This window comes from Brachybacterium sp. AOP3-A1-3 (assembly GCF_052378285.1).
In the GTDB taxonomy this organism is placed as follows: domain Bacteria; phylum Actinomycetota; class Actinomycetes; order Actinomycetales; family Dermabacteraceae; genus Brachybacterium.
The window spans coordinates 11,543-31,747 of the sequence record NZ_JBQSXM010000026.1 but is presented as its reverse complement, the minus strand read 5'-3'; the positions used below and the strand labels follow the sequence as shown (position 1 = coordinate 31,747).

The 20,205-nt window shown below is 70.7% G+C and carries 17 protein-coding genes; 9 read left to right on the top strand and 8 right to left on the bottom strand.

Annotated features, from left to right (window positions below; genetic code table 11):
- From ACT3T5_RS18270 to ACT3T5_RS18260, 3 genes are all read right to left on the bottom strand, one after another.
- On the bottom strand, window positions 1-1,023 hold a 1,023-nt coding region (locus tag ACT3T5_RS18270; RefSeq protein WP_444595163.1), incomplete at its 3' end, for a GntP family permease.
- A 240-nt stretch (window positions 1,024-1,263) separates the two neighbouring features.
- Window positions 1,264-2,412, bottom strand: a complete 1,149-nt coding sequence (dgoD, locus tag ACT3T5_RS18265; RefSeq protein WP_444595162.1) for a galactonate dehydratase — start codon at window positions 2,410-2,412, stop codon at window positions 1,264-1,266.
- A 257-nt stretch (window positions 2,413-2,669) separates the two neighbouring features.
- Window positions 2,670-3,203, bottom strand: coding sequence for an SRPBCC domain-containing protein (locus ACT3T5_RS18260; RefSeq protein WP_444595161.1), 534 nt, complete (start codon window positions 3,201-3,203; stop codon window positions 2,670-2,672).
- A 188-nt stretch (window positions 3,204-3,391) separates the two neighbouring features.
- On the opposite strand from ACT3T5_RS18260, the gene ACT3T5_RS18255 reads away from it, so the two are divergent.
- From ACT3T5_RS18255 to ACT3T5_RS18230, 6 genes are all read left to right on the top strand, one after another.
- Window positions 3,392-4,906, top strand: coding sequence for a mannitol dehydrogenase family protein (locus tag ACT3T5_RS18255; protein ID WP_444595160.1), 1,515 nt, complete (start codon window positions 3,392-3,394; stop codon window positions 4,904-4,906).
- Window positions 4,906-5,910 carry an L-idonate 5-dehydrogenase gene (locus tag ACT3T5_RS18250; RefSeq protein ID WP_444595159.1) on the top strand — a complete coding sequence of 335 codons (1,005 nt, stop codon included), beginning with the start codon at window positions 4,906-4,908 and terminating at the stop codon, window positions 5,908-5,910. The genes ACT3T5_RS18255 and ACT3T5_RS18250 overlap by 1 nt, the downstream gene beginning before the upstream one ends.
- Window positions 5,911-6,043: 133 nt before the next feature.
- The gene (locus tag ACT3T5_RS18245; protein ID WP_443351753.1) at window positions 6,044-6,697 is read left to right on the top strand and encodes a bifunctional 4-hydroxy-2-oxoglutarate aldolase/2-dehydro-3-deoxy-phosphogluconate aldolase; all 654 of its coding nucleotides are present in this window, start codon (window positions 6,044-6,046) and stop codon (window positions 6,695-6,697) included.
- Window positions 6,694-7,701, top strand: coding sequence for a sugar kinase (locus ACT3T5_RS18240; protein ID WP_444595158.1), 1,008 nt, complete (start codon window positions 6,694-6,696; stop codon window positions 7,699-7,701). Before ACT3T5_RS18245 ends, ACT3T5_RS18240 begins: the two co-directional genes overlap by 4 nt.
- 241 nt (window positions 7,702-7,942) lie before the next feature.
- Complete coding sequence (locus tag ACT3T5_RS18235; protein WP_443416157.1) at window positions 7,943-8,380, top strand: MarR family winged helix-turn-helix transcriptional regulator; 438 nt, start codon at window positions 7,943-7,945, stop codon at window positions 8,378-8,380.
- Window positions 8,381-8,504: 124 nt separating this feature from the next.
- On the top strand, window positions 8,505-9,836 hold the full coding sequence (locus ACT3T5_RS18230; protein WP_444577369.1) for an MFS transporter: 1,332 nt from the start codon (window positions 8,505-8,507) through the stop codon (window positions 9,834-9,836).
- A 348-nt stretch (window positions 9,837-10,184) separates the two neighbouring features.
- Here ACT3T5_RS18230 and mgtE read toward each other — a convergent pair whose 3' ends face one another.
- The 3 genes from mgtE to manD form a co-directional block, all read right to left on the bottom strand.
- Window positions 10,185-11,543: a magnesium transporter gene (gene mgtE, locus ACT3T5_RS18225; RefSeq protein ID WP_444595157.1), complete on the bottom strand. Its 1,359-nt coding sequence runs from the start codon at window positions 11,541-11,543 to the stop codon at window positions 10,185-10,187.
- Window positions 11,544-11,672: 129 nt separating this feature from the next.
- A complete protein-coding gene (locus ACT3T5_RS18220; protein WP_444595156.1) occupies window positions 11,673-13,514 on the bottom strand; it encodes an aryl-sulfate sulfotransferase in 1,842 nt (613 codons plus the stop codon).
- A gap of 59 nt (window positions 13,515-13,573) precedes the next feature.
- Window positions 13,574-14,812 (bottom strand): D-mannonate dehydratase ManD, encoded by a 1,239-nt coding sequence (manD, locus tag ACT3T5_RS18215; RefSeq protein ID WP_444595155.1) that lies wholly within the window; start codon window positions 14,810-14,812, stop codon window positions 13,574-13,576.
- 173 nt (window positions 14,813-14,985) lie between these two features.
- Here manD and ACT3T5_RS18210 point away from each other — a divergent pair, with 173 nt between their 5' ends.
- Entirely contained in the window at window positions 14,986-15,819 is an 834-nt protein-coding gene (locus ACT3T5_RS18210; protein WP_444595154.1) for an IclR family transcriptional regulator, read from the top strand.
- Here ACT3T5_RS18210 and ACT3T5_RS18205 read toward each other — a convergent pair.
- Entirely contained in the window at window positions 15,775-16,491 is a 717-nt protein-coding gene (locus ACT3T5_RS18205) for a hypothetical protein (RefSeq protein WP_444595153.1), read from the bottom strand. The genes ACT3T5_RS18210 and ACT3T5_RS18205 overlap by 45 nt on opposite strands.
- Window positions 16,492-16,564: 73 nt before the next feature.
- Window positions 16,565-17,332, bottom strand: a complete 768-nt coding sequence (locus ACT3T5_RS18200; RefSeq protein WP_444595152.1) for a hypothetical protein — start codon at window positions 17,330-17,332, stop codon at window positions 16,565-16,567.
- A 602-nt stretch (window positions 17,333-17,934) separates the two neighbouring features.
- On the opposite strand from ACT3T5_RS18200, the gene ACT3T5_RS18195 reads away from it, so the two are divergent.
- Complete coding sequence (locus ACT3T5_RS18195) at window positions 17,935-18,897, top strand: Gfo/Idh/MocA family protein (protein ID WP_444595151.1); 963 nt, start codon at window positions 17,935-17,937, stop codon at window positions 18,895-18,897.
- Window positions 18,898-19,046: 149 nt separating this feature from the next.
- Window positions 19,047-20,060 carry a Gfo/Idh/MocA family protein gene (locus ACT3T5_RS18190; protein ID WP_444577381.1) on the top strand — a complete coding sequence of 338 codons (1,014 nt, stop codon included), beginning with the start codon at window positions 19,047-19,049 and terminating at the stop codon, window positions 20,058-20,060.
- Window positions 20,061-20,205: the final 145 nt, after the last annotated feature.

The window sequence follows — 20,205 nt, the reverse complement described above, 5'->3', positions numbered from 1 at the left end:
GCCGCCGAACATGCCGCCGGCGCCGGTGATGAGGATGACCGCGCAGACCGGGCCGAGGGCGTTGTCCATCGTCTTCTCGATGGTGGTGCCGCTCTTGCCACGGCGGAAGCCGAGCACGATCACGGTGAACAGCGCCGTGATGAGCAGCGCGATCGGCGTCTCGCCGAGCATCCGCATCGCCTGCACGACCACCGAGTCCGGATCGACGGCTCCGACGCTGCCGAGGGCGTCGAAGCCGGTGTTCAGCAGGATGAGGATCAGCGGCAGGATGAGGATCAGCATGATCGTCCACGGGGCGGGCGGGTTCTCGACCTCCTCCTCGTCACCGGTGAGCCCGGCGAAGGCGGCGTCCGGCACGTTGATGCGGAAGCGGTTCGCGACGACCTTCCCCCACAGGTGACCGGAGATGTACCAGGTGGGGAAGGCCAGCACGAGGCCCAGGAGCAGCACGTACCCCAGGTTCGCCTCGAGGAACGCGGTGGCGGCGACCGGCCCCGGGTGAGGCGGCAGGTACACATGCATCACGGACAGCGCCGCGGCCACCGGGATGCCGAAGGCCAGCAGGTTCCCGCCGAGGCGGCGCGCCACGGCGTAGACGATCGGCACCATCAGCACGAAGGCCGCATCCATGAAGATCGGGAAGCCGATGAAGAGCGCCGCGACGCCCAGGGCGAAGGGAGCGCGTTTCTCGCCGAACAGCCTGATCATCCACTCCGCGAGCGCTCGCGCGCCGCCCGAGGTCTCGACCATCGCGCCGAGCATCGCGCCGATCGCGACCAGGAGGGCGACGTTGGAGAGGGTGTTGCCGAAGCCGAAGAGCATGGTCGGGACGACCTGGCCGGCCGGGATCCCGGCCACCACCGCGGTGAGCAGGCTGACGATGATCAGCGCGAGGAACGCGTGGATCTTCAGCTTCATCACCATGACGAGCAGGAGCGCGACGGCGACGACGGCGACGGTGATCAGGCCGCCGGCGCCGAGCCAGCTCTCCCATCCGGTCTCTTCTATCCAGTCCAGTTCCACGGGAAGGTCCTCTCGGCTCGATGGGGGTCGTCGGATCGATCGGGATGGTCAGATCGATCGAGGTCGTCGGTGCGGTTCTCTCCGCACGGGCGGTCGTCAGCGCGGGCGGTCAACGCAGCGGGCAGTACGGGCGGTCGGCGCAGGGATCAGCACTGGCAGTCCGCGCAGGCGGTCCTCGGCACAGGGTCAATGCCAGCAGTCAGTGCCAGCGGTCGGGAGCAGGGGTGCGGCTGGGTCGGCTCACCATTCGGCGAGCGAGCCGTCGCGGTGGCGCCAGATGGGGTTGCGCCAGCGGTGGCCGATCTCAGCGCGCTCACGCACGTAGTCCTCATCGATCTCGATGCCGAGACCCGGGCCCGTCGGGATGCGCACCATGCCGTCCTCGTAGGCGAAGACGGAGCGGTCCTTCACGTAGTCGAGCAGGTCGTTGGCCTCGTTGTAGTGGATGCCGAGGCTCTGCTCCTGGATGAAGGCGTTGTAGGCGCCGGCGTCGATCTGCAGGCAGGTCGCCAGGGCGATCGGGCCGAGCGGGCAGTGCAGGGCGAGGGCGACGTCGTAGGCCTCGGCCATCGCTGCGATCTTGCGGGTCTCGGTGATGCCGCCGCTGTGGGACGGGTCGGGCTGAATGATGTCGACGGCGCCGCTGGCCAGCACGCGCTTGAAGTCCCAGCGGGTGAACAGCCGCTCCCCCAGCGCGATCGGCGTCGGGGTGGCGCGCAGGGCGTCGAGCACCGAGTCGAGGTTCTCGCTGAGCACGGGCTCCTCGATGAACAGCGGATGGAACGGTTCGAGCTCGCGCAGCAGCACCTTCGCCATCGGAGCGTGCACACGGCCGTGGAAGTCGACGGCCACCCCGATGTCGTCCCCGACGGCCTCGCGGATCGTGGCGACGTTCTCGACGGCTCGGGTCACCGTCTCCCAGCTGTCGATGAACTGCATCTCCTCGGTGCCGTTCATCTTCACCGCGCTGAAGCCCCGCTCCACCGCGTTCTTGGCCTGACGGGCGGTGTCCGAGGGGCGGTCGCCGCCGATCCAGGAGTAGACGCCGATGCGGTCGCGGACCCGGCCGCCCAGCAGCTGGTGGACGGGCATGTCGTGCGCGCGGCCCTTGATGTCCCACAGCGCCTGGTCGATGCCGGCGATCGCGCTCATGAGGATCGGTCCGCCGCGGTAGAAGCCGCCGCGGTACATGACCGTCCAGAGGTCCTCGATGTTCTCCGGGTCCTTGCCCACGAGGTAGTCGCTGAGCTCGTCGACCGCCGCGCACACCGTCGCGGCACGCCCTTCGACGACCGGCTCGCCCCAGCCGACCACGCCCTCGTCGGTCTCGATCCGCACGAACGCCCAGCGTGGCGGGACCTGATAGGTGGTGACCGTGCGGATCTTCATCGTCGATGCTCCTCGGACGTGCAGTGCGGGCGTGCCGTTCAGGCGGGCCGTTCGGGGGCAGGACCTGCCGAGCCGCCCGTCGGGCGGCCACGGTCGGCCAGGGTGCCATATCCGCAGGCCGTCGTGTGCGACCGTCTTCCGCACGGCGTCCCGGCGGCGGGCCAGATCGCAAGGACCGTCGGCTCGGAGCTCGAGGCTCTGGGCACCGGCACGAGGCACGAGGCACGGGCCTCTGGTGCGGATCGCAGCCCGGCCCGTCACCTCGCCAGTGCGGCGTAGTCCTCGCTGAGGCTCATGTAGCGGGTGTCCCAGACCTCCATGCCCGGGATGTCTCCGCCGGTCACCGTGCCGACGAGCCGATCGAGGTACCACTCCCAACCCGGACCCACGTGCTGGATCATGTCGATCGGCACGTCTTGGTGGCGCAGCCGCACCTGGGTGACCGGCTCGGTCCCCGCGTCCGCCGCAACATGATCCTCGTCGGCTCCGACCGCGTCGTCGAGCTCGACGGAGAGCCGCCAGGTGCCCTCGCCCATCGAGGAGCTGACGGTGAGCAGCTCTCCCGCGTCGCAGGCGTGGATCGTGTACTCGCTCGCCGAGGCCTCGCCGGGCTCGGCGTTCATCAGGACCTGCACCCGGCCCGTCGTCGGATCGCCGGCGAAGTTGCCGAACCAGGTCGCCAGCAGGTCGGAGCGGGTGAGGTGGTCCCAGATCCGGGCGCGTGGGGCGAGCACGGAGCGGGTGAGGACGAGGTCGTGACCGTCTCGATCGAGGCTTCCGGTGATCGCCATCTGTCTGCTCTCCTGATCGTCGGTGCGGACAACTCCGCGGAGGCTGCCCACGGTAGTCGGCGCGCGACAGGACAGCAGCGAGGTGAGCAGGGACCGCCTTGATAGGATGTTACGAGTCCCGAAACCATCGTTCCGCATGTCGAAACGCAGTGTCGGGAGCCGTGCATGACAACGACCAGGAGGAACCCGTGCCGTCCTCGGACAGCCTTCCCACCCTCGGCCGGGCGAGCGCCCGCAGCCTGCCCCTGCTCGGCGCCTCGGCCCCTCAGGACCCCGCTCGGGCCGGCATCATCCACCTGGGACTCGGCGCCTTCCATCGCGCCCACGGCGCGGTGCACACCGCCCGTGCCCTCGAGGCCGTGGAGGGCGACTGGGGCATCATCGGCTTCGCGAACCGCTCCCGCGCCGTGGTCGACCCGATGGCCGCGCAGGACGGCCTGTACAGCGTGCTCGAGCTCGCGGATACCGGGACCCGCGCCGACGTGGTCGATGTGCACCGCGGTTTCGGTGTGATGGCCGAGGATCCCGGCGCTGTGGTGGCCGAGATCGCGACCGCCGCCCGCCGCATCCTCACCCTGACCGTGTCCGAGGGCGGCTACTCCGTCTCCCCGCGCACCGGCCGCCTCGACGTCGAGGCCGCCGGGATCCGCGCGGACCTCACGGATCCCACCGCCCCCCGCACCGTGATCGGCCTGCTCGCCCGAGGCCTCACCGAGCGGGCGTCGAGCGGTGAGCCGTTCACCGTGCTGCCCTGCGACAACGTGTCCTCCGCGGGGCAGACGGCCCGGCGCATGGTCACCGAGTTCCTCGAGCACTCCGGCGCCACCGAGGACGTCCTGGCCTACGTGCGCGAACAGGTCGCCTTCCCCGACGCGATGGTGGACCGCATCGTCCCGGCCACGACCCCGGGCACCTCCGATCAGGTCGCCGAGCTGCTGGGCGTGCGCGACGGCGCCCCGGTGCGGGCCGAGAAGTTCTCCATGTGGGTGATGGAGGACCACTTCCCGGCCGGCCGCCCCGCCTGGGACCTGGGCGGCGCGATCATGTCGGACGAGGTGGGCAAGTACGAGCAGGTCAAGCTGCGGATCCTCAACGGCCCGCACTCGCTGATCGCCTACCTCGGTGCGCTCGACGGCCGCGCCACGATCCCCGCGAGCTTCGAGCAGGACTGGATCGCGGAGTCCACGCTCGCGCTGATCCGGGGCGAGAACCTGCCCACGATCGACCTCCCCTCGGGCTTCGACGTCGAGGAGTACATCGAAGACCTCACGCACCGCTGGCACAACCATGACCTGGGCCATCGCACCCGCCAGGTGGGGTCCGACGGGTCGATGCGGCTGCCCCAGCGGATCCCGACCCCGGCGCTGTTCCATCTCGAACAGGGACGGATGCCGGCGCTGCTCGCGCTCACCGTCGCCGCCTGGTTCGCCTGCGTCGTCCCGCCCCGCGGGTTCGAGCCCGGCGAGCAGGCCCGGGCGATGAGCGATCCGGATCAGGACCGTCTGCAGGAGGTCGCGGCGCGCGCCACCACCCCGGCCGAGCACGCCCGCGCCCTGCTCGAGAGCGGATGCCTGTCCGAGCAGCTCGCCGAGCGCGAGGACTTCGTCGTCGCCGTCGGCGAGCTGCTCACCACGATCGTCACGTCGGGACCGCGCGCCGCGGCCGCCGACGCCCTCGCCGCTTCCCTGAAGGAGAACCGCTGATGAAGGCCCTGACCATCCACGCCGCCGAGGACATCCGCTGGGAGGACGCCCCCGACGTCGAACCGAGCGGGGACGAGGTGCGCCTGCGGATCGCGTACGTCGGCATCTGCGGCTCCGACCTGCACTATTACTTCCACGGCGCGAACGGCGCGTTCGTCATCACGGAGCCCCTGATCCCGGGCCATGAGCTCTCGGCCGTGGTCGACCTCGACCCCCGCGGCGAGTTCGCCCCGGGCACCCCGGTGACCGTGCACCCGGCCCGGTACGGAGCCAGCGCGCCGGGCATCGAGGACCGCCCGCACCTGTGGCCCGGCGGCGATTACCTGGGCAGCGCGAGCGTCACCCCGCACCGCCAGGGGGCCGCGGCCCAGTACATGGTCATCGACCGCGCGAACCTGCGCCGGCTTCCGGAGTCGCTGCCCCTGCGTCGGGGCGCGCTCGCGGAGCCGCTCGCCGTCGCCCTGCACGCCGTGACCATCGCCGGTGACGTGACGGGCAAGAAGTGCCTGGTCCTGGGCTCCGGCCCGATCGGCCTGCTGGTCGTCGCGTCCCTCCTGCACCGCGGCGCGGCCTCCGTCGACGTGACCGACGTGCGCCCCGAGCCGCTCGAACGGGCGAGCGCCCTGGGTGCCTCGCGGACGATCCTGGTCGCCGAGGAGAGCCCCGAGGACAACGCCTACGACGTGGTGCTCGAGTGCTCCTCGGCCCCCGTGTCGCTGTCCTCGGGCGTGCGTGCCGTGCGCCCCGCCGGGATCATCGTGCAGGTCGCGATCCTCCCGAACACGGACATCCCCGTGAACCTCGCCGCGCTCGTGGCCAAGGAGGTCCAGCTGCGCGGCACCCAGCGCTTCGACACCGAGATGGACGAGGCCATCGAGGTGCTCGCGGCCGACGACCGCTTCGACGCCGTGGTCACCCAGGTCATCCCCGCCGCGGACGCCGTGGAGGCGTTCGCGACCGCGAAGGATGCCTCCCGCTCCGCCAAGGTGCTGCTCGAGCTGTGAGGATCCAGGGCCGGCGCTGTGCGCGTCGGCCCTCCTTCCCCACCGCATCCGCCGCCCACGGCGGGTCGCCTCCGTCGTCCACGTCGCGCCCGCCGCCCACCCCGTCCGTACCGACCTCCCCGAGGAGCCCGCCATGACCCGCACCGAACGCCCCACGCTTCCCGAGCGCACCGCGGCCGCCCGCCTGATCGTCGTGATCCGCGGCGAGCGCGCCGACCAGTACGCACCCGTGCTGGAGACCCTCGCCGGCGCCGGCATCCGCTCCGTCGAGCTGACGCTCTCCACCCCGGGCACCCTCGACGAGCTGCCCGACCTGCTGGAGCGGTTCGGCGACCAGCTCGACATCGGCATCGGCACCGTCACCGACCCCGCCGACCTGCGGCGGGCGGCCGAGCTCGGCGCGCACTACATCGTCACCCCCATCACCCGGGCAGACCTCCTCGACGCGGCCGCCGAGTCCGGTATCGCGATCGTGCCCGGCGGCCTCACCCCGAGCGAGCTGCACACGGGCTGGGCCGCCGGCGCGGCAGCGGTCAAGGTGTTCCCGGCGAGCGTCGTGGGTCCCGGCTACCTCAAGGACCTGCGCGGACCCTTCCCGGGCATCCGCGTGATCCCTTCCGGCGGCGTGGACCTCGAGGCGGCGGGCGCCTGGCTGCAGGCCGGGGCCGACGCCGTCTCCGTGGGCGGCCCGCTGCTCGGCGATGCCCTCAAGGGCGGGGACCTCGGCGCCCTCGCCGACCGCGCCGCCCAGTTCGTGGGCGTGACCACCCGCGAGGCCGGGGCATGAGCGGCGCCCCGTCGGCCGCGCGCGTGGTCGCCGTCGGCGAGACCATGGCGATGATGCGCAGCGGCACGATCGGCTCGCTCGCCCACCTGCCCTCGGTGGACATCTCCCTGGGCGGCGCCGAGTCGAACCTCGCGATCGGACTGCGCCGCCTCGACGTCCCCGTCGCCTGGGTGAGCCGGGTGGGCGATGACCCGCTGGGCACGCGGGTGATGCGGGAGATCCGCGCCGAGGGCGTCGAGGTGCACTGCGCGGTCGATCCGGAACGGCCGACGGGCCTGATGCTCAAGTCCCGCCCCAGCGGCACCACCACCCGCGTGGACTACTACCGCGCCGGGTCCGCCGCCTCCGCGCTCACGCCGGACGACATCCCCGACGGCCTCATCGAGCAGGCGGACATCCTGCACCTCAGCGGCATCACCCCGCTGCTGTCGGAGACCGCGCATGCCACCAATGTCGCGGCCGTGCATCGGGCCGTCGCGGCGGGAGTGCAGGTCAGCCTCGACGTGAACTACCGCTCCCGCCTCGGATCGCGGGAACTGCTCGCGGAGCGTCTGGGCGAGATCCTCGAGCACGTCGACATCGTGTTCGGCGGGCCGGAGGAGCTGTCGATCATAGCCCCCGCCTCAGGCGGTGCAGGTGTCGGCACCGCTGCCGCTGCCGACGAGTCCGACCACCAGGCCCTGCTGCGGGCGCTGGAGGCCGACGGCCGCCAGGTGGTCGTGAAGCTCGGGGCCGACGGGGGCGCCACGCTCGCGGACGGTGAGATCCAGGAGGCTCCCGGGCATCGGGTCGACGTGGTCGACACCGTCGGCGCGGGGGACGCCTTCGTGGCCGGGTACCTCAGCGCCCAGCTCGACGGGCTCGACGTGGCCGCGCGGCTGGCCCGCGCGAACGCCTGCGGGGCGCTGGCCTGCACCACTCCCGGGGACTGGGAGGGGGCGCCGCGACGGCGCGACCTCGACGCCCTGCTCGCCGGCGGCGCCGGAGATCCCGTGATCCGCTGAGGCTCGAACGCCGGCCCTGGCGCATCGACCTCGGCGTCGGCGTCGGCGTCGGCGTCGGCGTCGGCGTCGGCGTCGGCGTCGGCGCGGCCTACCGAGTGTGACCTTTCCGCGCAATGGAACGTCAGACAACAGCTCCAAGGTCGCACTGGGCGCCGGGCGCCGGGCGTCGTGAGACGCACACAACCAGTTCGCATCCCTCACTTGTTTTAGTTCGCATTGCAAACTACTCTGACTCGTCGTGATGACTTCCGATGACGCTCCTGGCGAGCTCCCCCAGCACCTCGCCCTGGTGTGCAGCCAGTTCTCCCGGCTCGCCGCACGCCGCTCCGAGGTGGGCGTCGGCACGGTGTCCTGGCGCGTGGTCGCCACGATCGAGCGTCACGGGCCGCTGCGCCTGAGCGAGATCGCCGACCGCGAACGGGTCTCCCGCCCCACGGCGACCACCGTCATCAAGCGGCTCGAGGAGGAGGGGCTGGTGCGCCGGGAACCCGACCCGACGGACTCCCGCTCCTCCCTCGTCAGCACCACGGAGCAGGGCGCCCGACAGCTCACCGCCTGGCGCTCCCAGCTCGCGACAGGCGTCGGCGCACTCCTGGAGCCGCTTCCCGCCGAGGACATCGCGACCCTCGAGCGCGCCGCCGAGATCCTCGCCGGGCTCGTCGACTCGCACGACGGGTGACCCCGACCGGAGCCCGTCCCCGCTCCACGCCGCAGCTCATCCCGCCCCCTTCACGTCGACCCGCTCCCCCGGACCATCTCCGGGCTCGACCCGTCGTCCCCCTCCGACCGAAGGACCTCACCGCATGACCGTGCACACCACCGGTTCGACCGCTCCGCAGGGCACGACCCCGCCGCCCCCGCCGCGGAAGCCGGCCGCCCAGAACGCCGCCCCCACCCTGCGCGAGGCGTTCCGCCAGCCCAAGTCCGTGTGGGCGATCGCCTTCGCCGCGACCGTGTCCTTCATGGGCATCGGCCTGGTGGACCCGATCCTCCCCGCGATCAGCACCCAGCTGAAGGCCACCCCGTCGCAGGCGATGCTGCTGTTCACCAGCTACCTCTTCATCACCGCGATCGCCATGTTCTTCACCAGCTGGTTCGCCTCGAAGATCGGGGTGAAGCGCACGCTGCTCATCGGCCTCGTGCTGGTGGTGCTGTTCGCGGCACTCGCCGCGGGCGCAGGCGGCGTCTGGGAGATCATCGGCCTGCGCGCCGGCTGGGGCCTCGGCAACGCCCTGTTCATCTCCACGGCCCTGGCCGCGATCGTCGGTGCCACCGCCGGCCCCAGTGCCGGCGCGATCATCCTCTACGAGACCGCGCTCGGCATCGGCATGGCGCTCGGCCCGCTGCTCGGCGGACTGCTCGGCAACGTCTCCTGGCGCGCCCCCTTCGCCGGCACCGCCGTGCTGATGGGCGTCGGCTTCCTCGCGATCATGGTGCTGCTGAAGAAAGAGGCCAAGCCCGCGCACGTCGCGCCGCTGGCCTCGCTGCGCGCCCTGTCCCACCCGGCGCTGCGCACGCTCGCCCTCACCGCGATCTTCTACAACTTCGCGTTCTTCACGCTGCTGGCCTACTCGCCCTTCCCGCTCGAGGCGGCCGCCGCCGCGCACGGGATGGAGTTCGGCGCCCTCGGCATCGGCGGCGTGTTCTTCGGCTGGGGCCTCGGCCTCGCGATCACCTCGGTGTTCGTCGCCCCGGTCCTCACCCGGAAGCTCGGGCTGATCCCCACGCTGCTGACCGTGCTCGGCCTGCTCGCGGTACTGATGCTGATCATGAGCATCTTCCACACCTCGATGACCGGACTGATCGTGCTCATCGTGATCGGCGGACTGCTGCTGGGCATCATGAACACGGCGCTGACCGAGACCGTCATGGAGGCGACCGACCTGCCCCGCGGCGTCGCGAGCTCCGCCTACTCCGGCGTGCGCTTCCTCGGCGGCGCGATCGCTCCCGCCATCGCCGGGCCGCTCGCCGCCGCGACCGCCGCCGGCGCTCCGTACCTGCTCGCCGCCGGGGCGCTCGTGGTCTCGATGCTCATGCTCGTGATCGGCCGACGCCACCTCGCCGCCGTCGGCACCCACCACCAGCTCACCCCGGTCGAGGAGGCCGAGGCGATCACCGTCGGCGACGAGGTGTGAGCGCCCGGCCCTGACCCGGGCCGAAGCGTCCCGATCCACCGGCCCGGGTCGGGACCGAGCGCGCAGGCCCGCCGGCCCGGGTCGGGAGCGAGCGCGCAGGCCCGCCGGCCCGGGTCGGGAGCGAGCGCGCCGGCCCGCCAGTACCGAGGCGCGCGGACCCCACCGGCACCAGGTCGCGACACGCCCGCCGAATCCCTCGATCCGTACCGCTGGCGGTACAGATCGAGGGATTCGGTGTGCGTGTCACACTCTTCGCGGCGAGGACCCGCCCCACGAGAGCGTGAGTGGGCCCCGCCAGACGGGAACGTGAGTGGGCCTCGCGCGGCGGGAGCGCGACGGGTCGGGCCGTCAGAGGCCCAGCACGGCCGTGGCGATCGTGAAGTAGATGATCAGGCCGGTGGCGTCGCAGAAGGTGGAGATGAAGGGGTTGGAGAACACTGCCGGATCGGCCCCGACCCGCTTCGCGACGAGCGGCATCAGGCCGCCGACGATCGCGGCCATGGTGCAGATCGACAGCAGGGTCAGCCCCATCACCGTGCCGATCGGCCAGCCGTAGACCAGGCCGGAGACCACGAACCCCAGGGTGCCCAGCACAGCGCCCAGCGTCGCGCCCACGCGCAGCTCCTGCCAGACCACACGTGGCAGGTCCCGCACCCTCACCTCGCCCACGGCGAGCGCACGGGTCACGGTGGTCGCCGCCTGGTTGCCGGTGTTGCCACCGGTGCCGGTCAGCAGCGGGATGAACAGCGCCAGGATCACCACCTGGTCCAGCCGGTCCTCGAAGACCTCGAGCACCTGGACGGTGAGGATCGCGGAGATGGCCAGCACGAGCAGCCAGACGATGCGGCTGCGCACGATCCCCACGATCGGGGTGGACAGGTACGCGCGCGGAAGCGGCTCGGAGCCGCTGGTGCGGGCGGAGTCCTCGGTGTTCTCCTGCTCGATGATGTCCACGGCATCGTCGACGGTCACGATCCCCACCAAACGGTCCTCGCTGTCCACGATGGGCATGGCCAGGAGCTTCGCGCTGAAGAAGCGTCGAGCGGCGTCCTCGCGGTCGTCGGTGGCGGTCGCGCGGACGGCGTCGTGCGCGATGTCGCCCACGAGCGCGTCCTCGTCGGCGAGCAGCAGCCGACGCAGCCCCACCACACCCAGCAGCGTCCGGGTCCTGTCGACCACCGGCAGCAGGTAGATGGTCTCGGGCTCCTCCGCGTGGGTCCGCACGTGGGCCAGCGCCTCCCGGACCGTGAGCGAGGGGTGCAGGGTGAGCACCTCGGGGGACATGTACCGGCCGATGGCGTGGCGCGGGTAGCCCAGCACCGTGGTGGTCATGGCCCGTTCGTCCGCATCGAGCCCGTGCATGAGCCGCTCGGCGACCGAGGCCGGCAGCTCGTCCAGCAGGGCGGCACGGTCGTCGGGGTCGAGGTCCCCGATGATCTCGGCGACCTGCGGGGTGCGCAGGGCGGAGATCAGCTCGGCCTGGTGATGGGAGGGCAGCGACTCGAAGACGCTCAGCGCGGTGTCCTTGTCGAGCACCCGGAACAGCACGGCCGCTTCGGTCTCGGGACGGGACTCGAGCAGATAGAGCAGTTCGCCGGCAGGCAGCAGATGCGCCTCGCGGGCGAGCTGCTCGAGCTGTTCCTCGTCGTGCGGCTGCGCGCGCAGCATCGAGAGGACGGATTCGACGGTCGCCTGGGTCTCTGTCACCGTCTCATTGTGTCCGAGTCGGACGGGCCGAGGGGAATCGTGTCCGGTGGCGCGGGATCACAGGGTCGGCCGACGGGGCGCGGGATCAGAGGGTCGGCCGACGGGGCACGGCCTCTCGACCTCCCGGGATCAGTGCCCGCTGAACCAGAAACCGTCGAAGGAGTCCTTGTAGACCCGGTAGCCATGGCTGGCGGAGTCGTAGCGGTAGGTGGCCAGGATCTTCCCGTCGGCCGACCGTTCGGAGAACTCGTTCGCACGGCCGGAGTTCGCGACCATCGGCTGGTCGATCCCGCCGTCACCGAGGCGGAACACGTTGGAGACCACCGAGGAGTACGGCAGCTCGACGGCGTCGTCCTGCCGGTAGGTGCCGGCGTTCTCGTCGACGAGATAGCGCAGGGCGTGGCTGACCCCGTCGTGCTCATCGGTGGTGGCGTCCTCCGGGCCGACGTCCTGCCAGTCCGCGTCGTCGCGCGTGCCCACCCGCCAATAGTTGTTGTTGAACATCTCCAGGTAGAACTGGCCCGCCTCCAGGGCGTCGTCGTCGAGGCGTCGCACGCTGTGCTGGCCGGCATTGCCGATCACGGTGCCCTCGGGGGCGAGGAAGTGCTCCTCGTAGCCGGTGCCCTCCCAGAGCGCGGCCACACCGATCATCCAGCGCACGGTGGGGTCGGCTCCCGGGTCGAGGGCGTCGTCCAGGGCGATGATCGTGGAGGTCTCGCGGGCCGAGAGGTACATGACGCCCTCGCGGACGTCGATCGAGTTGACGTGGATCCAGTCCTTGCCCTGGACCGCGGACCCGCCGGCTTCGCCCTCCTGGGCGTGGGCGAGCTTCTCGTACTCGGGGAGGATCGCCTGCAGGTCGACCACCTGGGCGACGTCCCCGGAGGCGAGATCCACCCGGATCACCCGGTCCTCGACCCGCTCCGAGGTCGAGTCCGACGTGAGGACATAGGCGACGCCGTCGACCACGACGAGATCGTGGTGGACGCTGTGGTCCCCCAGGTCGATGAGGGTGTGGGCGTGCCCGAGCGGATCGAGCATGCCGACCTGGCGGGACCCGGTGGTGATCACGAGGTCCCCGTCGGTCACGACGACGTGGTGCGCGGCGGTGTCGCCGGAGCTCACCTCGGCGCGCATCGTGCCGGCGTTGTCGACGAGGTAGGTGTTGTTGCTCTGGACGGTGACGCCGCTGAGCGCGAAGAGCCCCGGGGTGAGGGCATCCGGATCGGCGATCTCGGCGGTCACGGCCGTGCCATATCCGGACTCCGTGGCGGGGGCCTTGATCCGCAGTTCGCCGCTGGTCCTGCCGCTGGCCTCGCCACCGGCCTCGCCACCGGCCTCGGGCGTCCAGGTCAGCGACAGGGTGTTGTGGGCGCCGGGGACCAGGCCGATGACCAGGCCCTCGAAGCCGGTCCGGCCATGGTTGGCGGCCGTGCGGGCGAAGCCCTCGGTGGCCGCGGCCCGGGAGAGGACGTCGAGCTGCCCGCTGGCCGCGTCCTCGAAGTAGACGTACAGACCGGTGCGGGTGCTGCCGTAGGGGTCGAGCACCAGCAAGGGGTCCTCGCGGGTCCAGTCCTTCTCCGCCTTCTTGGCCTGCAGCGCCTCGTCCCGCGCCTGCTGGGTGGTGGCGTCGTACAGCGGCGGGGCGTCCTGGTCCTCCGCGAGGTCGTAGCCGACGGTCCAGACCATCCAGTCGCCGCGCGAGGCAGGGTCCTCGCGGTAGACGACGCTCAGCTCGGCGACCTCCTCCACGTCGGGCTCCTGCGGCCCGGGCCCGGTGTCCTCGTCGCTGCAGGCGGCCAGCGCGAGCAGGGCCAGCGAGCTGCCGGCGCCGGCCAGGGCCGTCCGACGCCGGATCGGGACGCTGTCCCGGGACGGATCCGTGCGTGAGGCATCACCACCGGCATCGGCACCGGCACGGGCACCGGCACCGGACGTGGCAGGGAGATCGGGGGCAGGATCGACGAGCATGCCCCTCACCCTAGGCATGCCGTGCCCGGAAGTCCGCCGGAAGGTCGGCGCACCTCAGCTCACCAGTCGTGCACGGACCCGTCGCGCAGGCGGTTCACCGGCAGGTAGGCGGGCACGTACTCGTGGGCGGCCGCCGCCTCCTCGTCGAGCTCGACGCCGAGGCCCGGGGTCTCGCCCGGGTGCAGCAGACCGTTCTCGAAGCGGTAGCTGGTGCGGAACACCGACAGGGTGGTCTCGGAGTGCGGCATGTACTCCTGGATGCCGAAGTTGTGGATCGCGAGGCCCAGGTGGAGGTTCGCGGCCATCCCCACCGGCGAGACGTCCGTGGGCCCGTGGAACCCGGAACGGATCCCGTAGACCGCGGCGAAGGCCATGATCTGGCGCAGGCCGGTGATGCCGCCGGCGTGGGTGGCCGAGGATCGCACGTAGTCGATCAGGCGCTCGGTGATGAGGGTCTGGTAGTCGTACACCGAGTTGAAGACCTCGCCGATGGCCAGCGGCGTCACCGAGTGCTGGCGCACCAGGCGCAGCACGGCCTGGTCCTCGCCGGGCGTGCAGTCCTCGAGCCAGAACGGGTCGTAGGGCTCCAGCGACTTCGCGAGCTTCGCGGCCTCGATAGGGCTCATGCGGTGGTGGCCGTCGTGCAGGAGGCGCAGCTCGGGGCCGAACTCCTCGCGCACGCCCGCGAACACGGTGGGCAGGTGGCGCAGGTAGGCGCGGGTATCCCAGGTCTCCTCCGTCGGCCGCAGCGGGGCCCCGGCCTCCGTCCGCCCCGCGGGCTCGTACTCGTACTTCCCGCCCGGCTCAGAGTCATGCACGCCGTAGATCTGGTCCAGCCCGGGAACGCCGGCCTGGATGCGCACTGCTTTGAAGCCCTGCTCGACGTAGCCGTGGGTGGCCTCGTTGAGCTTCTCGATGGTGGTGCCCGACGCGTGCGCATAGGTGAGCAGCCCGGTGCGGGAGGCGCCGCCGAGCAACTTGTACAGCGGCTCGCCGGCCTTCTTCGCGGCGATGTCCCACAGCGCCATGTCGATCGCGGCGACGGCGGCCATGGTGACCGGGCCGCGGCGCCAGTAGGGGCTGCGGTAGAGGTACTGCCAGGTCTGCTCGATGGCCGATTCGTCGCGGCCGATCAGGGTGGGCGCCACGTGATCGCGCAGGTAGGAGACGACCGCGAGCTCGCGGCCGTTGAGCGTGCCGTCGCCGAGGCCCACGACGCCGTCGCTCGTGGTGACCTTGACGGTCACGAAATTGCGGCCGGGGCTGGTGACGTTGACGTCGATGCGTTCGATGCTCATCGGGTGCTCTCCTGGGTGTCGTGGCGGGTATCAGTGTGGTCGAATCTCGTGCCGGACCCTGTATCGTTTCGGTATGCAAAACGTCTGTTTCGAGATGCGCGATAATCATAGGGGTCCCGACCAGGGGCGGCAACGCCGTCCCAGCACCGACGGACGACGGGACAATGGGACCCATGACGTCGACCTCTGAGCCCACTGCGAGCACTGACCCCCGTGAGAGCCCCGAGCCCGCCGCCTCCCCCGTGGGCAGCGTGGACAAGGCGCTGATCCTGCTCGAGATCCTCGCCGAGGCCGGCCCCGAGGGCATCACGCTGCGCGATGTCGCGCAGACCAGCGGCCTGAACAAGGCCTCCGTGCACCGACTGCTGCGCGCGCTGATGCACCGGGACTTCGCCGAGCAGGTCGCTCCGGATCAGCGCTACCGCCTGGGGGGCTCGGTCGCGCTGCTGGCCGGGCAGTTCGAGCGGGGCGAGAACCTCGCGATGCTGTTCGCGCCGGCCCTCGCCGCGATCTCCCACCGCACCCAGGAGCTCGTGCACCTCGGGCGGCTCGACGGGGCCAACGTGCTCTATCTCGACAAGGTCGAACCCGAGCGCACGGTGCGCGTCTGGTCCAGCATCGGCAAGCGCGCCCCGGCCGCCCGCACCGCCATGGGCCGGGCGATCCTCGCGGCCGACGGGGTCCGCGGGGCGTCCTTGGAGGCGTACGCGCAGGCCACGGCCGTCGACACCGGGGAGCCGGGTCAGGTCGTCGAGCCCGCACGGCTCACCGAGGTCATCGAGGAGACCCAGCTGCGCGGATGGTCCAGCGAGGTCGAGGAGAACGAGCAGGGCATCGCCTGCGTGGGCGTCGCACTCGTGCGGCCCGGCGGCCGGTCCGTGGCAGTCAGCGTCACCGGCCCGATCGAACGGATGGGCGCGCGCCGTCGCACCCAGGTCGCGGAGCTGCTGCGCGCGGAGCTCTCAGGCCTGGCTCCCGCCGGTTTCGAGGTCGCTCCGCTGGGCTGAGACGCGCTCGAGCACCGCACCGACCACGGTGCCGACCACGAGCGCCACCACGATCACGACGAGCTGCGCGACGATCGGGATGCCTCCGGCCTCGAGGACGGCGCCGCCGTGCAGGAGGTGCATGACCACCGAGATGCCGATCATCACCGCGGCCACGGCGCCGGCGGCGGCGATGCCGATCTGCAGGGCCCGCACGCGCCCGGCCGCGGCGACCAGCGCTCCGACCGCCACGACGACCACGACGGCCTCGATCACCGCCCCGGCGCCCACCACGATGACCGATGGCGACAGGCCGAACAGGGCCGGCAGCACCTGACTGGGCTCGCCGAGCCCGATCACGGCGCAGGCGACGATCCCGATCACGGCGGTCAGCCAGGACCCGTCGGACCGGATCACGACGAAGACCGCCGCAGCGATCACCAGGGCCATGCCCACCAGATGGCCGAGCGACGAGGCGATCAGGGCGGTGCCGTGGACATCGAGGACCTCCGCGGCGATGGCCGCGGGGACGCCGAGCAGCAGCCCGAGCCCCAGGGCGAGTCCCGCCCCGTTCCACAGCCGTCGCGGCGCGGCGATGGCGGCTGCGGCGAGGGGGAAGGCGATCGGCAGGGCCAGCATCACGGCGGTCAGGGCGACCGCGAGCAGCTCGAGGGGATCCAGATCGAGGGACATGCCCACATCGTCCTCCCAATCCTGGCGTCGGCGGGTGGAGTACACGAAACCGTGACCTGCCGCTAAGAACGATCTAGAGGCTGCGAGATCGCCCAACATGCTCGAAACTACGCCAGGCGTCTACAACATGAACTGAAAGTTCTTCGCCGTGTCGCCGCACTTCCAGATATTCCGCGTACCCGCCAGGCCGGTAAGCCCCATCATGCACAAGCTGTAATTTGACATTCTGGTCGCTGGGTGAGCTTTCTGTCGCGAGCCAGTCAGCAAAATCCGTGCAAACCGTTCTAAAATTATCGAACGCCTTGTCGACAAACGCGTCTTCAAAGTACAACTCACCCTCGAGGTCTACGAATGCAAAGAGCTGACTCGGAGTGTTGCAGTCCCAAGACTTTGAGTTGAAGTTATTTGTCAGCCAGAACAGCGTCCCGGCACCCCAAGACCACTCCTCGGTCAGTCGCGCGAAGAGAGCCTGGTCACGAGCTGTCGGCACGGGTTTCTGGAGGGAGCGCACCTGCATGCGGGCCGCCTCAAGATCGCGACGGAGGTCGTCGCATTCACTTTCAAGGGCCGCTAGGTCTCCGACGCAGCTCGCGTGCTCTCCTAGGATTTTACGCTGTTGGCCATTTTGATTCTCAAGTTTCTGCAGTGTTCCATCTTGGATGCACCAAATAAGACAAGATGAAATAGTGAGGACCGTAAATCCAATCCATCCTAGCGCCCACGCACCCTTCAGGAAGTCTCGCATGTTCGGAGCGAATATAGCGAAAGCACTGAGCAGAGCAAGCAAAACCGTAATGATCGTAAATAGCGGTCCAGCGTAGTTTCGAATGGCGCGGCGCATGGGTAGACCATAGCGTGAGCCACTGACGTGCTCGGCGCGGAGCCGACCGCTGTGGGTGTCCCAGTGCTACGTGCGCTCTTGTCGACAGCCGAAGGTCGGGTCGCCATCAAGTACGCCGCAAATGCAAAAGAACGGCGGGAGTCCTCCGCGAGCCCGAGGCGAGGCGGCCCACTCCGACATCGGCATGGAGGACCGCACCGGACAGTCGGTCGAGGTGCGACACGACGAGCGGGACCCGACGCGCTTCGTCGCACCGTCGCCGACGCCGCCGGCGCCGCCGAGATGCTCGGTGGCCCGCGCGCCAAGAAGGTCGGCAAGCAGCTCGCCGTCGGCGGTATCGGGCTGCTGGTCGTGGTGTGGGCCGCGCGCCTACTGCTGGGGTGGCTCTAGGGACGCATCCCGGCCGTGTCCGGGACCTCGCTCCAGCCCCACGACACTCATCTGCAGGCACGCCGCCGCAGGACAAAGCGGTTAAGCCTTGGCAAAAAAGCGCGCCCAGGGGGTTCCGCTCCCCCGGAACATCTGTAGGCTTGCTCACACCATCAACGTGGCTGTAAGTCCTGCGGGCGCGCCGCTCCCTCCACCCCAGATCGTGAGTATTCGTGTCCGCAACACTGCGCATCGCCGCCCTGTCCGCCTGGCATGTCCATGCCGAGGAGTACGCCCGGGAAGCCCAGAACCACCCCGAGACCGAGCTCGTCGCCGTCTGGGACGACGACGCCGAGCGCGGCAAGGCCCTCGCCGAGACCGTGGGCGTCGAGTTCGTCGCCGACCTCGACGACCTGCTGGCCCGTGAGGATCTCGACGGCGTCACCATCACCACCGCCACCACCGTGCACCGCGAGGTGATCGGGAAGGTCATCGCCGCCGGGAAGCACGTCTTCACCGAGAAGCTGCTGGCCCCCACCCTCGCCGAGTGCGACGAGCTGCTCGAGGCCGCTCGCGCCGCCGGCGTGCAGGTCACCGTGTCCCTGCCGCGCCTCGCCCACGGCTACACCGTGGCCCTGCGCGAGGTGCTCGACGGCGGCTCGCTGGGTCGCCTGAGCTACTCCCGCGTGCGCCTGGCCCACAACGGCTCCACGGCCGACTGGCTGCCGCCGCGCTTCTACGATCCGGCGGAGGCCATCGGCGGAGCGTTCAGCGACCTCGCCGCCCACCCGTCGTACCTGACCCAGCTGATCCTGGGCACCGACGTCACCGTCGCCTCGGCCACCTACACCGATGTGACCGGCCGTGGCGTCGAGGACAACGCGGTGGTCACCGTGACCAGCCCCGACGGCGCCATCGGCGTGGTCGAGACCGGTTTCGTGACGCCGTTCAGCCCCTTCTCGATCGAGGTCCAGGGCACCACCGGCACCCTCACCTACGGGCTCGGGGCCGACGGCGCCATGGTCCTGGACACCGGTGACGGGCCCACCGTCATCGAGGTCCCCGAGGACATCCCGAATCCCTTCGCCCAGTGGGTCCAGGCGATCCGCACGGGCGAGGAGACCACCGAGAACCTCGAGCGTGCTCGCGCGCTGACCGAGCTGGTCGTGGCGGCCAACGCCGCAGCGTCGGCCTGAGACCGATCGGGCGAGCTCATCCCGCTCGTCCCGCGTGTCCACCACCCTGCCCCGACCGGCGCTTCCCACGTGCCAGCCGGCGCAGCCCCTGACCCGCAGCAGCACCCGCACCACCCAGCAGCACCCATCACCCTCCTGAGGAGAACCCCATGACCAGCACCGTCCAGTCCCCCGTCCGCATCGGCCTCATCGGCGGCGGCGGCATCGCCAACGCCCACCTCAAGGGCTACGCCCAGATCCCCGACCGCGTGAAGATCACCGCGATCGCGGATGCCAGCGAGGAGGCCCTCGCCAAGCGCGTCGAGGAGACCGGCGCGACCGGGTACAGCGACTTCACCGAGATGGTGAAGGACCCCAACATCGACGCCGTCGACATCTGCCTCCCCCACCACCTCCACACCCCCGCGATCATCGCGGCGGCCGAGGCCGGCAAGCACATCCTGTGCGAGAAGCCGCTGTGCCTCACCCCGGAGGAGGCCACCACGGTCAGCCAGGTCATCGAGAAGTCCGGCGTGACCCTCATGTGCGCCCACAACCAGCTGTTCATGCCGGCCGTGGCCAAGGCCAAGGAGGTCATCGACTCCGGTGCCCTCGGCCAGGTCTACGAGGTGCGCACCACCGACTCCTTCTTCAACGACTTCGACCCGGAGTCGATGGGCTGGCGCGGGCACGCGGCCACCTCCGGCGGCGGCGAGCTCATCGACACCGGCTACCACCCCACCTACCTGATGCTGCACCTGGCCGGGGCCACCCCCGTCAGCGCCTTCGCGATGCTCTCCACCCACCGTCTGAAGTTCATGGAGGGCGAGGACTCCGCCCAGGTGCTGGTGCGCTTCGACAACGGCGCCGTGGGCCAGATGGTCACCTCCTGGGCCTACGCCGCCGCGCCCGGCACCGACCGCTTCTCCGCTGTGGGCGAGAAGGGCTCTCTGAGCTCGGACGGCTCCACCCTGCGCGTGCAGCTGCGCGGCGAGGAGGTCCAGGTGTTCGAGCACGAGGACGTCGACACCTTCGCCGCCGAGATCGCCCACTTCGTGGACGTGCTCACCACCGGCGAGCGCCCGATCAACAACCAGGTCGAGGGCGTCAGCGTGCTCGGCGTGATCCTGGCGGCCTACGAGTCCTCCAAGACCGGCCAGGTCGCGGACGTCATCAGCCTCTGACCGAACGGGCGGGCCCGGCAGAACCACCAGTCCCGCCAGTCTGCCGAGTCCGGCGGGCCCGGCCGGGCGGGCCAGCCGAGCCCGCCGGGCCAGCACCCCGGTAATGCGGCTCCAGGACCGATGTTTCGCGCATCATCGGTCCTGG